The 14,105-nt window shown below is 67.8% G+C and carries 16 protein-coding genes; 7 read left to right on the top strand and 9 right to left on the bottom strand.

Going from position 1 to position 14,105, the window contains the following annotated elements; genetic code table 11:
* Window positions 1-2 precede the first annotated feature (2 nt).
* Window positions 3-962, bottom strand: coding sequence for a PPK2 family polyphosphate kinase (locus tag OG876_RS39460; RefSeq protein WP_328521834.1), 960 nt, complete (start codon window positions 960-962; stop codon window positions 3-5).
* Window positions 963-1,336: 374 nt separating this feature from the next.
* Here OG876_RS39460 and OG876_RS39455 point away from each other — a divergent pair, with 374 nt between their 5' ends.
* From OG876_RS39455 to OG876_RS39435, 5 genes are all read left to right on the top strand, one after another.
* A complete protein-coding gene (locus tag OG876_RS39455; RefSeq protein WP_328521833.1) occupies window positions 1,337-1,819 on the top strand; it encodes a MarR family winged helix-turn-helix transcriptional regulator in 483 nt (160 codons plus the stop codon).
* 99 nt (window positions 1,820-1,918) lie between these two features.
* Window positions 1,919-2,506 carry an NAD(P)H-binding protein gene (locus OG876_RS39450; protein WP_328521832.1) on the top strand — a complete coding sequence of 196 codons (588 nt, stop codon included), beginning with the start codon at window positions 1,919-1,921 and terminating at the stop codon, window positions 2,504-2,506.
* A gap of 1 nt (window position 2,507) precedes the next feature.
* The gene (locus OG876_RS39445) at window positions 2,508-2,789 is read left to right on the top strand and encodes a hypothetical protein (protein ID WP_328521831.1); all 282 of its coding nucleotides are present in this window, start codon (window positions 2,508-2,510) and stop codon (window positions 2,787-2,789) included.
* Between the two features lie 101 nt (window positions 2,790-2,890).
* Entirely contained in the window at window positions 2,891-3,469 is a 579-nt protein-coding gene (locus OG876_RS39440) for a flavodoxin family protein (protein WP_442914059.1), read from the top strand.
* 67 nt (window positions 3,470-3,536) lie between these two features.
* Entirely contained in the window at window positions 3,537-4,658 is a 1,122-nt protein-coding gene (locus OG876_RS39435; RefSeq protein WP_328521829.1) for a Gfo/Idh/MocA family protein, read from the top strand.
* On the opposite strand, the gene OG876_RS39430 is transcribed toward OG876_RS39435, so the two are convergent.
* Together OG876_RS39430 and OG876_RS39425 are read right to left on the bottom strand one after the other, a co-directional pair.
* Entirely contained in the window at window positions 4,642-4,956 is a 315-nt protein-coding gene (locus OG876_RS39430; protein WP_328521828.1) for a hypothetical protein, read from the bottom strand. The two genes, OG876_RS39435 and OG876_RS39430, sit on opposite strands and share 17 nt — an antisense overlap.
* Window positions 4,957-4,976: 20 nt before the next feature.
* Window positions 4,977-5,180 (bottom strand): hypothetical protein, encoded by a 204-nt coding sequence (locus tag OG876_RS39425; protein ID WP_328521827.1) that lies wholly within the window; start codon window positions 5,178-5,180, stop codon window positions 4,977-4,979.
* 70 nt (window positions 5,181-5,250) lie between these two features.
* Between OG876_RS39425 and OG876_RS39420 the strand changes: the two genes are divergently transcribed.
* Window positions 5,251-5,778 (top strand): hypothetical protein, encoded by a 528-nt coding sequence (locus tag OG876_RS39420; RefSeq protein ID WP_328521826.1) that lies wholly within the window; start codon window positions 5,251-5,253, stop codon window positions 5,776-5,778.
* Window positions 5,779-5,970: 192 nt separating this feature from the next.
* On the opposite strand, the gene OG876_RS39415 is transcribed toward OG876_RS39420, so the two are convergent.
* Complete coding sequence (locus tag OG876_RS39415) at window positions 5,971-6,471, bottom strand: SRPBCC domain-containing protein (protein WP_328521825.1); 501 nt, start codon at window positions 6,469-6,471, stop codon at window positions 5,971-5,973.
* 97 nt (window positions 6,472-6,568) lie between these two features.
* Here OG876_RS39415 and OG876_RS39410 point away from each other — a divergent pair, with 97 nt between their 5' ends.
* Entirely contained in the window at window positions 6,569-7,639 is a 1,071-nt protein-coding gene (locus OG876_RS39410) for a glycoside hydrolase family 172 protein (protein WP_328521824.1), read from the top strand.
* Here the strand turns inward: OG876_RS39410 and OG876_RS39405 are convergent.
* From OG876_RS39405 to thiO, 5 genes are all read right to left on the bottom strand, one after another.
* Window positions 7,636-8,847 carry a glucoamylase gene (locus OG876_RS39405; protein WP_328521823.1) on the bottom strand — a complete coding sequence of 404 codons (1,212 nt, stop codon included), beginning with the start codon at window positions 8,845-8,847 and terminating at the stop codon, window positions 7,636-7,638. The two genes, OG876_RS39410 and OG876_RS39405, sit on opposite strands and share 4 nt — an antisense overlap.
* 17 nt (window positions 8,848-8,864) lie before the next feature.
* Complete coding sequence (locus OG876_RS39400; RefSeq protein WP_328521822.1) at window positions 8,865-9,755, bottom strand: DMT family transporter; 891 nt, start codon at window positions 9,753-9,755, stop codon at window positions 8,865-8,867.
* Between the two features lie 34 nt (window positions 9,756-9,789).
* Window positions 9,790-11,739, bottom strand: coding sequence for a Stk1 family PASTA domain-containing Ser/Thr kinase (gene pknB / locus OG876_RS39395; RefSeq protein ID WP_328521821.1), 1,950 nt, complete (start codon window positions 11,737-11,739; stop codon window positions 9,790-9,792).
* Window positions 11,740-11,812: 73 nt separating this feature from the next.
* On the bottom strand, window positions 11,813-12,769 hold the full coding sequence (locus OG876_RS39390; protein ID WP_328521820.1) for a LysM peptidoglycan-binding domain-containing protein: 957 nt from the start codon (window positions 12,767-12,769) through the stop codon (window positions 11,813-11,815).
* 167 nt (window positions 12,770-12,936) lie between these two features.
* Window positions 12,937-14,085, bottom strand: coding sequence for a glycine oxidase ThiO (gene thiO, locus OG876_RS39385; RefSeq protein ID WP_328521819.1), 1,149 nt, complete (start codon window positions 14,083-14,085; stop codon window positions 12,937-12,939).
* Window positions 14,086-14,105: the final 20 nt, after the last annotated feature.

The following is a 14,105-nucleotide window of genomic DNA, read 5'->3' as shown; positions in this document are numbered from 1 at the left end:
GCTCACACCTTCCACTCTGAGAGAGTCGGCTCGAACGGATCCGGGGCCGCCCCGTCGGGTGCCTCCGCTTCGATCTCGAACTTCGTCGCCTGAAGGTCTCGCAGCGCATGGTCATCGAGCGTCGGGTACTGCGGGTCGACCTCGATCAGTGCGTTGGCGATCACCGCCGCGGCTGCAATCCGGGCAAACCACTTGCGGTCCGCCGGGATGACATGCCAGGGAGCCCACTCGGTGCTCGTGTGGCTCAGCATCTGCGAGAACGCCTCCTGGTAGTCGTCCCAGGACCGGCGCTCCTGCACATCGTGCGCGGAGAACTTCCAGTTGTGCTCTGGCAGGTCGATGCGCCTCAGGAAGCGGACGCGCTGCTCCTCCTTCGAGAGGTTGAGGAACAGCTTCACTACCCGGAAGCCGTTCTCGACGAGGTAGTGCTCCCAGTTGTTGATCGCTTCGTACCTGTGCTTCCAGACGTGGTCCTCGCGCGTAGCGAGCGGCAGTTTCTGGCGGACGAGGTTCTCCTGGTGCACCCGGACGACGAGCACCTCCTCGTAGTGGGAGCGGTTGAAGATGCCAATCTCGCCCCTGGACGGCAGGTGCTCCTGGTACCGGCGCAGGAAGTCGTGGTTGAGGTCGGTCGCCGAAGGAACCTTGAAGCTCTCGACTCTCACGCCCTGGGGATTCACGCCGCTCATCACGTGGCGGATCGTCCCGTCCTTGCCGGCCGCGTCCAGCGCTTGAAGGACGACGACGACGCCGATGGTGTCCTGAGCCGCAAGCCGGGCCTGGTAGTCCGCAAGCAGCTCGATCCCCTCGGTCAACAGCTCGGCGCCGTCCTTCTTCTTCTCGACCCCCGCCTTGAACGCTGGATCGAAGTCCTCGGCGAGTGTCACGTGTGAGCCCGGAGCCACTCGGAACGGCTCGATGAACCGGGCGATTCGCTTCGCTGATGGGGCATCGGTAGGCATGGCTGAACCTCCTGTTACGAATACTTCGTCGCCCGCAGATGGCGCAGACTCCCCTCGATCGTGGCGCTGCCGACCTCGCGGCGGATCCGCGTCATCGCTGATCCGCTGCGGTAATCACGAAAGCTTCGCGGGCGGCCCACGCGAGCGCGGAGCTGCTGCGGACGGAGTTCCTCGACGAGGTGCGGAGTACTTGATTCGTGTCGGCGCCGCCGGAGTCAACTTCGCGGACGTCACGCAGACATATGGAACCTACGCCGGCGATCCTCCGGAGTCTCGGCGCCGGCCAGACCCTCGGCAAGCTTGCCCTCGACCCGTGTAGCGGCCGGATAGTTCGTGTCGCGAATTAGCTGGGAAATGAGTGCTAGCGTGGCAGGGTGGCTAAGCATGATGACGGTCGGATCGGGGTAGTCGCCGGGCTGGTTCGCTCGGCGTTCCTGGTGAATGCGGTCTACGCGCAGGCGAGCCGGGAACGAGGATTGACGCCGCAGCAGGGGCAGCTGCTCTGTGTGCTGATGGCCGAGCCGTACGGCATGAGCGCGCTGGGCACGATGCTGGGGCTGGCCAAGTCGAGCATGACCGGACTGGTGGATCGCACCGAGCGCAACGGTTTGGTACGGCGCGAGCCCGATCCGCGGGACACCCGGGCGGTGCGAGTCGCCCTGACGCCGCGCGGCCATGTGGTCGCGGAGGAGTTCTACGCGGAGACCTGCCGGCGCATCGACAGGTTGCCGGCGGGCCTGAGTGCCGGCGAGCGGGACACGCTCGCGGGGCTGTTGGGCCGGGTCGTGCTCGACAACGAGGTTCCCGCTGTCTTCCTGGAGCTGGACGAGACGGGCGGTGCCGCGACGCAGACCTGAGGCCGGCCCCTCGTATCGAATGTTTGCAGTTCGTACTACGAACCATTATGGTTCGTAGTACGAACTGTTCTCGATATCAAGCTGTGAAGGGGAAGCATCATGTCGGATCTCATTGCGGTCACGGGTGCCACCGGACTGCTCGGAAGGCTGGTCGTCGACCAGTTGCTCGCCCGGACCTCGGCCGAACGCGTCGTGGCGATCGCGCGGAACCCGGACAAGGTGCCGGCAGTGCTGGAGAAGTCTGTCCAGACCCGCATCGCTGACCACGACGACCGCGCAGCGGTCGATGCCGCCGTCGCCGGCGTCGACGTCCTGTTGCTGATCTCCGGAAACGAGTTCGGCAAGCGGATGGCCCAGCACGAGAACGTGATCCGGGCCGCCCAGGAGGCCGGGGTGTCCCGCATCGTCTACACCAGCGCACCACACGCGGACACGAGTGAGACCGCGATCGTGGCCGAGCACAAGGCCACCGAGCAGATGATCCGTGACTCCGGTCTGCCATACACGATCCTGCGCAACAACTCGTACCACGAGAACTACGTGCCGTTCCTCGAGCCGGCTCGCGCGACCGGATCGATCGTCGGCAGTGTGCGCGACGGCAGGGTGGCCAGCGCCGATCACGTCGACTACGCCGAGGCGGCCGCGGTCGTCCTCTCGAGTGCCGGACACGAGAACGTGGGCCTATGAGTTGACCGGCGACACCTCTTGGACCTATCCCGAGCTCGCCGCGACAGTCGCGGACGTGCTCGGTACGCCGGTGACGTACCAGGACCTCTCGCCGGCCGAACACGCCGAGGTGCTCACGGCGAGCGGCCTCGACGACCCGACTGTCGACTTCCTCGTCCAACTGGATGCAGATGTCGCGGCCGGCGTCTCGGCGGAGGCGACCGGCCAGTTGCGCCATCTGATCGGCCGACCCACCACGCCCCTACTGGACGGCCTACGCGCAGCCGCTGCCAGACTCCGCTAGCCACTCGCCGGCGACGATGTGCAAGGCCGGGGGTGACAGACGGCTTACGCCCTCTGTAAGCTTGTGCAACAGTTGCAGATGCATAGATTAGGAGTGAGCCGGTGGGCCGCAGCTTCCTGTTTCTGGAGGGGACGACGCGTCCCGGTGGCAATACTGAGGCGTTGGCGCGGTCCGCGGCGGAACACCTGCCGGCCGACGTCGGCCAGACCTGGCTGCGGCTGAGCGAGCTGGACCTCGAGCCGTTCCGTGACGTCCGGCACGACGGCGATGGTGTGTACCCGATTCCTTGCGGTGATCATCGGCGGTTGCTGGAGGCAACACTGGAGGCGACCGACCTGGTGATCGCGTCGCCGCTCTACTGGTTCACCGTCTCGGCGGCTGTGAAGGAGTACTTCGACCACTGGTCGGGCTGGATGCGGGTGCCGGGAGTGGACTTCCGGGCCCGGATGCGGGGTAAGACGCTGTGGGCGATCTGCGCCCACACGGCGAAGGATCCGGCCGAGGTCGAACCGATGCTCGGTACGCTGCGGCTGATCTCGGAGTACATGGGCATGCGCTGGGGTGGCGAGCTACTTGCCTATGGCAACCGCCCGGGGGAGGCGCTGACCGACGAGGGCGCTGCCGACCGCGCCCGCGACCTCTTCGCCGGCGTGGCGGCGGCGCAGCCGGTAGCGAGCTAGGCGTCTGCTCCCTGCGGAAGGCAGCGACGGAGGACCGGGCGGGGTGCCGCGTGGGAGGATCAGGTGCATGGCGGATACGGTGCGGATGGGTGTGGTCGGGGCGGGGAGTATTTCGGTGCGCGGGATTCTTCCGCATCTGGGGCAGGCGGATCTTGCGGGGCGGGTGAAGCTTGCCGCGGTGTGCGATCCGGTACCAGGGCGGGCGGATGCGGCGGCTGAGAAGTTCGGGGTCGAGCAGGGGTTCACGGAGTACGAGGACCTGCTGGCTCGTGGGGATGTCGACGCTGTCACGATCGCTTCGCCGATCGGTTTGCACTACGAGCAGGGCAAGCTTGCGTTGCAGGCCGGTAAGCACGTGCACTTCAACAAGACCATGACGATCACGGTCGCCGAGGCGACCGAACTCATCGATCTCGCGGCCGCCAACGGCCTGCGCATCGTCGCCTCGCCGGGGGAGATGCTGCGCCCGCATCACATCCGGACCCGCGAGCTGATCGCCGATGGCGCCATCGGCACGCTGTCCTGGGTGAGCTGTGGCGCGGCGTTCGGCACCTACCACGAGGACGAGTCCGTCCGTGGCGGCAACGACGTACTGACGAACATCGATCCGTCGTGGTACTTCCGCAAGCCCGGGGGCGGACCGATGTACGACATGACGGTGTACGCGTTGCACGCCGTGACCGGGATCCTCGGTCCGGCCAAGCGAGTGACGGCGATGTCCGGCGTACGGGTTCCCGTGCGCACCAGCGGCGGAGTCGACGTCCAGACGGACGCCGACGACAACACCGTCGTGCTGATCGACTTCGGCGACAACCTGTTCTGCGTCGCGACCGGAACCGCCGCGGGATTGATGCGCGGCGGCTTCGGCGGCGCCTACTACGGAACGACCGGGACGATCGACGGCCTGCTGCTCAACGGCGAGCCGTTCGACTTCCCCGACCGCGATCCCTCCGAGCTCTCGCCCCGCGGGACTGGCAACCAGGCTCTGCTTCCGCATGTGACCGGCGTGCATCGCGAGATCGAGGAGCAGCATGTGTACGAGGACGTCATGCAGCTCGTCGACTGGGTCCGCGAAGGCAAGCCCTCGATCGTCACCGCCGAACACGCGCGCCATGTGATCGACATCATCGAGTCCGCGTATCGGGCCTCCGCGACCGGTCGGACGCAGGACCTCACCACCTCCTTCTGACAGATCTCAAGGGATCGTCAGCCCTCGCAGCACGCTCTGTGCAGCCACCCGGGCTCGTGCCACCAGAACCTCGTCGTCGTGGGCGTGGGCTTGTTTCTCGGGACAGTGGTTGCGAGGCGTTGGCGGCGTGGACCGCAGGTTGGACCCAGGTGCCAGCGGCGTACGGCGCGAGCAGCTCGTCGACCGTGTGAAGCCGGCCCGCGACCATCACGCGATCGACCGCCGCCACGATCCGGATGTCCGCCAGTGGATCGCCGTCGACGAACGACAGGTCGGCCCGAGCACCCGGCTTGATCACGCCGATCCGGTCCTCGAGGTTCAGCCACTTCGCCGGATTGCGGTCGCCGTGGTGAGCGCCTCGTACCTCGTGAAGCCGCCCGCAACCATCGAGCGCAGGTTGGCGTGGAGTGAGACCGCGATGTTGTCGGGCGGACTGTCCGTCCCGGAGATGACCAGGCCGCCGCCGCGATGGATCCGCAGCACCATGTCCACGTTCCCGCGCAGAAGCTCGCGCGTCGTCACACCCGCTGCCGTGTCCACCATCGGTGGCGGGCGTCGGACTGATGCTGTGGTGGGCGTTATCGTCTGCGCCATGCAATCCGTGTCGCCGCGTGTCCGTGCCCTTGTCGCTGCGGTTCTCTGTGTGGTGATCGCGCTCGGTGCGGCGCTGGCGGTGGACAGCAGACTCGATCGGCATTGGATTCTGCGCGGGCTGACCTTGTTTCTCGCGCTGTGCTGCGCGGCGCTGTTGCTCACCGATCAGAGTCGGCAGTTCCGGCTGGTCATTACCGGGATCGGCCTGCTGATGTTCGGCCTGGTCTTCCCGGTCACGACGACAACCTGGTCGACGCCGCCGGAGATCGACTTCGCGCTCGCCGTCGCGACCGACGCGAAGAATGCAGCCACGAAGGACGCGCGCAGCGCGGTCACGGTCGCCGACGTGAAGGCAGCTGCCGAGGCTCGCGGTGGTGCCGTTGGCTCGCTCAAGACCGAGAAGAGCCCGCAGGTCCGTGGCGCGGACGCGTTCCCACTTATCGTCCGCGCCAAGCTCGACCAGGGCCGCCCACGCGCGTGTGTCTCGTTCGTCCACGGCCTCGACGCCAAGGTCCGCGCCTGCTGAGCTGTACCGAAGGACAGGAGGTAGTCGGTCGAGCGGCCATCGCCGACCGGCTCCCAGGCGGAGGACGGCAGCACAGCACAGATATACGTCCTGTCCTTATGCACGCGGCTGGCGCCGGCGGTCCGGAGGCAAGCGGCTGGCGCCGGCTGTGCGGAGGCAAGCGGCTGGCGCCGGCTGTTCCGCCGTGCGTGGTTAAGTGCGGCGGGCGAGTTGCTCGGCGCGGTCCAGTGGGTTCCAGGTGATGGGCGTGCCGTCGAGTTGGGCCTCGACGACCTCGAGTCCGGCTTCCCATCCGGCGGCGGCCGGGCCGGCGGCGTCGGGCTCGGACAGTACGTTGGTGAACACGAGCCGGCTGCCCTCAGGTGTACCGGTGATCTCCCAGGTCAGGATCTCGCCGGCCCACTCGTACTCGAGCACCAACGGCGGCTGGTTCCGCAGGATCCGCCCGTTCGGCGCTCGATCCGGGTCGTCCGCCATCCCGTATCGCCGCCGCTGCTCGTCGGTCACCCCGAAGAACACAGGCGTCCCGACCGGCCGATCCAGCTCCACCACGGCCGGAAACCACTCCCGCAGCTGCTCCGGATCCGTGATCGCCCGCCACACCTTCTCCGGCGGATGCGCCACCAGCCGCACGAACCGGATCGCCACCCGCCCGTCCGCGGTCCCGAACACCGTCCCACGCCGACTGTCCATCTCCCCAATATAACCCATCAGGCATATAACCACAGCGGATTCCAGGTGATGGGCAATCGATTTCTGGTGGACCCACGACCGCCTTAAGGTCCCGGGTATGACTCTTGGGAATCTGTCCGGCATCAGCGCTCTCGCCGACGTCGAGTCGCGCTCCATCAGTGCGGAGAACCCGACCGGCGAGCCAGGCCAGGGTGGGCGGCGGACCGAGGGGACCGGCGCCCACGCGGCCCGGGATCTTGGTCAGGGCTGGAAGGTCTCGCCGTCGATCGAGATCGGTCCGGGCGAGACCGCCACACTGGCCGACATCGCCGGGTCAGGCTGCATCACCCACATCTGGCTGACTACGCACGTCGACAACTGGCGGCGGCTGGTGCTGCGGGCGCATTGGAACGGCGACGAGGCGCCGGCGATCGAGACTCCGGTCGGCGACTTCTTCTGCTCCGGCTGGGGCAAGTTCGCCCAGGTGAACTCGCTGCCCGTCGCGGTGAACCCCAACGGCGGCTTCAACAGCTACTGGGAGATGCCGTTCACCGAGCGGGCCACGCTGACCCTCGAGAACACCCACGACGAGAAGGTCGTCGTCTACTTCCAGGTCGACTACTGGCTGGGCGCCGTACCGGACAAGTCGGCGTACCTGCACGCGCAGTGGTGCCGGAGCAACCCGCTGCCGGACAAGACCGTCCACACCCTGCTGGACGGCGTCGAGGGCCCGGGGCACTACGTCGGCACCTACCTCGCGTGGGGCGTCAACAGCAGCGGCTGGTGGGGTGAGGGCGAGGTGAAGTTCTACCTCGACGGCGACGACGAGTTCCCGACCATCTGCGGTACCGGTACCGAGGACTACTTCGGTGGCGCGTGGAACTTCGACGTCCCCCACCTGGGCGGCTACACCGAGTTCAGTACGCCGTACCTCGGCATGCCGCAGGTGATCCGGCCGGACGGGCAGTACGCGAGCCAGCAACGGTTCGGCATGTATCGCTTCCACCTGCCTGACCCGATCCGCTTCAAGGAGAAGCTCCGTGCCAACGTCCAGGCGCTGGGCTGGCGCTCGGGCGGCCGCTACCTGCCGCTGCGGGACGACATCGCGTCGACCGCGTTCTTCTACTCGGCCAGGACCAGTACGGCGCGACCGGACGCGCCGACGCACGACGTGATGGAGATCTGCTAACCGGGAGTCGGTAGCGCGTTCTGCAGCGCCGTGCCGGCGAGGACCACCAGCGCAGCGGTCCAGCTGAGCGGAGCCTCGCCGGCCGGTTGCAGATCACGGTTGACCTTCTCCGGCAGTGCGCCGGTGCTGGTGCGGTGCCGGTCGAGCCAGGTCAGCAACGCATCGGCTGTCGTGTCGTCTCCGCGAGCCGCCGCGCTCAGCGCGAACAGCGCGGTCTGCGGTGTCCAGGAAACCCCGTCCGCCCGCCAGTCCTCACCAGGTGTCACGCCACCATTGGGCTGCGTCAGTACGGCGCGCGCCCGGTCGATCGCCGTGGACACGACCTCCCGGGCCGGCGCGAACGGCGGCCCCAGGATGGTGATGATCGCGTCAGCGCCACCGCCGAGCTGGATGGGGTCGACGCCCGGCTCGACGAAGCTCGTCGCGCGGCCCGGGGTGCGTGGATAGTCCGGCCCGAAGGCCCGATCAGTTGCCTTGGCCAACTTGTCGAGCGCGGCGCGCCACCGCATGGCCTCGTCCGGGCGGTGCTGTTCGGTGGCGATCAGCACCGCGCAGCGGAGGCCGGCCAGCAGCGGCGCGACCGTGCCCAGGGTCAGCTGCGACTCGGGTCGTTCCCAGTAGTCGGACGACGGACCGGGCAGGCCGTCCGGGTTGAGTTCGGCGACGATCTGCTCGGCTGACTCGCGGACCAGTTCCCAGTACCTGCTACCACCCCGGCAGAACCACGTTGCCCAGAGCACCCATCCGGAGCCGTCCAGCTGGGCTTCGCGGCCGTCACCGATCAGGCCGCCGGTCGCGGTGTAGCGGGCTTCCCAGCGCCCGGTCGGCGGCCGGACGCCGTTGAGAAAGGACAGCACCTTGAAGGCTTCGTCGTACTGGCCGATCGAGCAGCGGGCCGCGGCGACGAACGACGCGTCCCGCGGCCAGACGTACCGCCACGGCCCGTCCCAGCCCGCGAGCGTCGCGCCGTTCGGCAGGGTGAGGGCGTCGAGGTCGGACAGCGCATGACGGATCAGATCGCCGTACTGTTCGCTGCCACCGCCCAGCGACGACGTCGTGTGGGGCGCCGTACGGCCCGGGACACCGTCGGCGACCAGCCGCGGTTGCGGGTTGCGGACCAGGTTGTTCGCCGTACCCGCGGCCAGGAACGCGAGCAGCACGATGATGACGACGGCCGCGAAGCCCCGCCCCTCATTCCCCTGCCGCATCGCCCCTCCTGACCCGCCTATTGTGCGAGGTGCTGCACCTCGGCCTCGATCTTGCGCCGCGGTGCGAGCTCCACCAGATACATCGCCGACAGCACCAGGGCGCCGCCGACCAGCATCCTCCAGGTGACACTCTCGGACCCGAACAGAACTGCGAAGGCCGACGCGAACACCGGTTCCATTGTCATCGCGATCGCCGCCCGTGTCGGGTTGAGGTGTGCCTGCGCCCAGGTTTGCACGATCAGTGCGAGCGCGCCCGCGACCAGTGCCATGTAGATCACACTGACCCAGTCGCCGCCGGTACTCGGGACGGTGAAACCGCCGGGCAGCGCGCCGATGGCGCAGACACAGGTGATCACGATCATCTGGAGGGACGAGAGGCCGAAGGCGTTCTGTGGTGTGGACCAGGCGCCGAGCCCGATGATGTGCAGGGCGTACAGGCCGGCCGACGCGAGCGTTAGCAGCTCGCCGGTGCCCATGCTGAAGCCGTTCAGCGACAGGACGCCGAGGCCGACCGTGGCGAGGATCACGGCGACCCAGGCCCAGCGGCCGATCTTGTGGCGCAGGATGACCGCGGCCAGCAGCGGGGTGAAGACGACGTACATGCCGGTGACGAAGCCGGACACGCTGGCCGAGGTGTGCCGCAGGCCCTCGGTCTGGACCAGCTGCGCGATGCCGTAGGTGATGCCGAGGGCAATGGCCCGGCCGCGGTCGAGGCGGCTCAGCCGGGAGATCGCCGGCGGGTGGACCAGGACGAGCGCGACCGAGGCGATCAGGAACCGCAACGCCAGGTAGTCGGCGACGTCCATCCTGGTGAGCAGATCCTTGGTCAGGAAGAACGTGGATCCCCACGCCGCCGCGACCGCGAGCAGGGCGAATACGGCCAGACGCGGGTGGTTCACGCCGGACATCTCATCAGACGCCCGGGGTAAGCACCAAAACGAGCTACAGCACTGTGATGGTGACAGTGGTGCCGGGCTGGGCCTTCTTGCCGGCGCCGGGGTTCTGCGCGGCGACGATGTTCAGGCCGAGGTTGAACGGCGCCTTCTCCACCTTCACGACGAAGCCCGCGTCGGTGAGGATCTGCTGCGCCTCGGCGGTGCTCTTCCGCTTGACGTTCGGCACGTCCACCAGCGGCGGACCCTTCGACACCACCATCTGGACCTTGTCCTTGGCGAACAGCGTGCCGCTGTTGGGTGTCTGGGTGATCACGTTTCCCTCGGGCACCTTCTGGTCGTACTGCTCGGTGCGGCCGACGAGGAAACCGAGCTTGCGCAGGGCCTTGCTCGCGTCCCGATAGCTCTTCCCGGTCCAGTCCGGGACGGTGATCGGCTTCTTGCCCTTGCTGACCGCGAAGTTGATCGCGTCGCCCGGCTTCACGACGGTGTTGAACTTCGGGCTGATCGCGATCACGAGGCCGTTCGGCACGGTCTCGCTGTACACCTCGTTGATCTGCCCGGTGTTCAGCTTGATCGGGGCGAGGGCCTGTTGAGCGGCGTCCAACTGCAGCCCGACCAGCTGCGGCACGCGGTACCGCTCGGGACCCTTGGAGACGGTGAGACCGATCTCACCGTTCTTGCGGATCCGATCGCCCGCGCCGGGGTCGGTCCGCATCACCTCACCCGCGCGCACGTCCTCGGAGAAGTCCTGGTTGTCCAGCGTGGTCCGCAAGCCGGACTGCTCGGCCTTGGTGGCTGCATCCGCGGGGACCATGTTCACCAGGTCCGGCGTGGAGGTGTAGCGGTGGATGCCGTAGTACCAGGCCGCGGTGCCGATGGCGATGGCGGCGACCAGGATGAGGAGCAGTGCGATCGGTCCGCGCCCTCTCCGTTGCTGCGCGGGCGGCTTCATCGGGGTGCCGGTCGGCCGGCCCTTCTCCACCGGTACGACGATCGTGTCGTGGCGCAGGACGTTCTGGTCGGTCGGCTCAGGCATGCCGCGCGTGTAGCCGTCGTCGTACCCGCTGTCCTGGCGGATCTGCTGGATCGGCACGGTCAGGTCGCCGGTGAGCTCCGGGTCGTCCGGCACCCCTTCCTCGAGCGCACTGCGGACCCGGTGCACCTGACGACTGAACACCCGCGCGTCGGCCGGCCGCAGATCCCGGTCCCGGGCCGTCGCGCGCTGCACGAGTGCATCGACGTACGGCGGGATGCCCGGCTGCTCCAGCGACGGAGCGGGCACGTCGGCGTGGACGTGCGCGTAAGCGACCTGAATCGGAGTGTCACCGGAGTGCGGCTTGTTGCCCGTGAGCATCTCGTACAGCAGGATGCCGGCCGAGTACACGTCCGAGCGGGCGTCCGCACTACCGTCCGTGACGAGCTCTGGCGCCAGATACGACACCGTGCCCATCAGGAGACCTTGGGTCGCGGTGTTGCCGGTCGCGCTGACCGCCCGGGCCAGACCGAAGTCGGCGACCTTCACCGTGCCCTTGTCGGACATCAACACGTTCTCGGGCTTGATGTCACGGTGCACGATGCCGGCATCGTGGGCGGCTGAGAGCGCGGACAGGATCGGGGCGAGCAGGTCCAGCGCGCGGGCGGGGGAGAGTGGTGCCTGCTCGCGGATCACGTCCCGCAGCGTGCGGCCGGGAACGTACTCCATCGCCAGGAAAAGGGTCCCGTCGTCGTCACCCTGGTCGAAGACGGCCACCACGTTCGGGTGCGAGAGGCGGGCCGCGGCCCGGGCCTCGGCCACGAACCGGCGGGCGAACTGGGCGTCGTCACCGAGCCCGTCGTGCATTACCTTGAGCGCGACGGTCCGGTCCAGCCGCATGTCGAGCGCCTGGTAGACAGTGGCCATGCCGCCCTTGGCGACGCGCGCGCCGACGCGGTACCGTCCGTCGAGCACCCGCCCGACAAGGCGGTCGCTGACCTGCGTCCCCACGTCGTCCGTCACTTGCGGTGAGCCGCCTCTCCAAACCGTTCTGCTCAGAGAGTGTAGATAACGGCGCAGCGTGACAGCGCCAGGCTCACCGCAGGGGATCCCACCCGCGTTCGAGCTGGGCCTTGATCCGGAGCACGTTCTTCACATACAGCTTCGTGTCCGGGTACATCCCGTTCTTCTTCACCCCGCCGAGGCCCTGGTAGTAGCCCGCGACGGCGATATCGAGCCGCGCGGCGCCGGTCAGCCGGTCCAGCAGCACCACTCCGGCGGTGACGTTGTCCTGCGGCCTGAGCAGATCCAGTTCGCGGCCGACGATGCTCGAGGCGAACTTGCCGGTCGACGGGATCACCTGCATCGCGCCGACCGCGTTGGCGGGGGAGACCACCCGCTGCTTCCAGCCGGACTCCTGCCAGCTCACCGCCAGCGCGAGCTCCGGGTCGACGCCGTACCGCTTCGAGGTGCTGACGATCAGGCCGCGGATCTGGGAGCGGGTCGGCAGCTTGCGGTTCTTCAGGATCGCGCGGTTGCGGTTGGCGCGCGCGACGATGTGGTCGGCGTACGTGCGGCCGGCGAAGGTGTTGTTCTTGTTCTTCGCCGGCGCTTTGGTCTTCGGCCGGATCTTGACCGGGACCTGCAGCGGCTTGCCGGCGTAGATGCGGTCGCTCGACCGTAGTTTGTTGGCGGCCAGCAGGTTTGCCTGGGAGCACTTGTAGCGCTTGGCGATCTTCGAGATGGTGTCGCCTGGTTTGACGATATATGTGACCCGGCCGAGCTGGGAGCGCTTGGCCGGACGTGCCGCGGTCGTGCTGCCCTTGCCGGGAACCTTCAGCACCTCGCCGGCGTAGATCGCGTTGCCGTTGCCGGGCAGGCTGTTCAGCGCGACCAGTGTCTTGACGCTGGTGCCGTAGCGACTGGCGATGTGGCTGAGGGTGTCGCCGTCCTTCACCTTGTAGGCGCCGAAACCCGGCGAGCCGGCGGTGATCACGGCCGCGGTCAGCACCGGTACGGCGATTCCGGTCAGTATTCGTACGACGCTTCGCATATCCATCTCCCCGTGTGAACGTCACTTGACCGTAAGTGCTGATGCTGATGTGACAACAGGGGTGCATGGGGTGCTTGTTACGCCTGTAACTCAATGTTTACAATTCAAGGCTGAACTACATGGTTGTGGTTCACAAGCTTCCCGTTGCTCAGGGCAACCGGCAGACCTCAGTGGCCGGACTGGCCGAACCGGCTGCCCAAAAAGGGTTTCCCGAGCTCTGGCAGGACGCCGGTGCGCACGGTGTCGGCGATGATCTGCGCGGTGATCGGAGTGAGCAGGACGCCGTTGCGGTAGTGCCCAGTTGCCCACAGCAACCGATCCAGACCGGACGGCCCCAGGATCGGTGCGTTGTCCGGTGTGGCGGGCCGGAGTCCGGCGATCGTCTCCACCAGCTCCAGCTCGTCGGTGATCGGCAACACGGTCCGGGCGTCCCGCAGCAACGCGAACACGCCACCGGCGAGCACGCGGGTGTCGTAGCCGAGCTCAGAGGTGGTCGCACCAACGACCAGCTCGCCACCCGGCCGCGGCACCAGGTAAACCGAGAATCCTCGCGCCGTCGCGCGTACGGTGTGCCGCAGTGCGGGCCGGTAGGCCTCAGGCACCCGCAGCCGCAGCACCTCACCCTTCACTGGCCGCACGGGCGGCCGCAGCTCATCCGGAATGCCCTCCAACTGCGACGACCAAGGCCCAGTCGCGGCGATCACGTGCCCGGCATGCACGGTGTCCCCGTTGTCGAGTTGTACGCCGACAGCCGTCGTACCGGAGGTGATCACGCGGGCTACCCGCTGGCGGATGAGCAGAACGCTGGAGAGGTCGATAGCGCGGCGGAGTGCCTCGACTGCTTGCCTGTTGTCGACGGAGTGGTCGCCTGGGACCCAGACGCCACCGGAGACGCCCGCTGCGAGCAGGGGCTCGCGTCGACGGGCATCGCGACCGGATAGCTCCTCGACCTCGAGCCCGAGCCTCCGCTGGTAGTCGGCGAGCCGGCGCAATGCGGCTGCGTCGTCGACGTCGTACGCGACGGACAGCGTGCCGGTCTGGTGCAGGCCTGCTGACAGTCCGGTCAGCTCTTCCAGCTCGGCCGCGAACGCCGGCCAGGCGTTGACACTGGCCAGATTGAGGGCCAGCAGGTCGTCCTCGCCGTACTCCACCTCAGTGACCGGGGCGAGCATGCCGGCGGCGACCGCTGAGGTCTGGGTGCCCGGCGTCGGGTCGCATACCGTCACCTGGATACCGTCTGCGGCCAGCCGCCAGGCAGTCGCCAGTCCGATCAGCCCGGCGCCGATCACCACCACATCGGACGTCTGCTCAGGCATGCCGTAAGCCTACGTCTGGC

Source organism: Kribbella sp. NBC_00359 (genome assembly GCF_036097425.1).
In the GTDB taxonomy this organism is placed as follows: domain Bacteria; phylum Actinomycetota; class Actinomycetes; order Propionibacteriales; family Kribbellaceae; genus Kribbella.
Note: the sequence above shows the minus strand (reverse complement) of the source record. Positions and strands in the feature narration are given on the sequence as shown.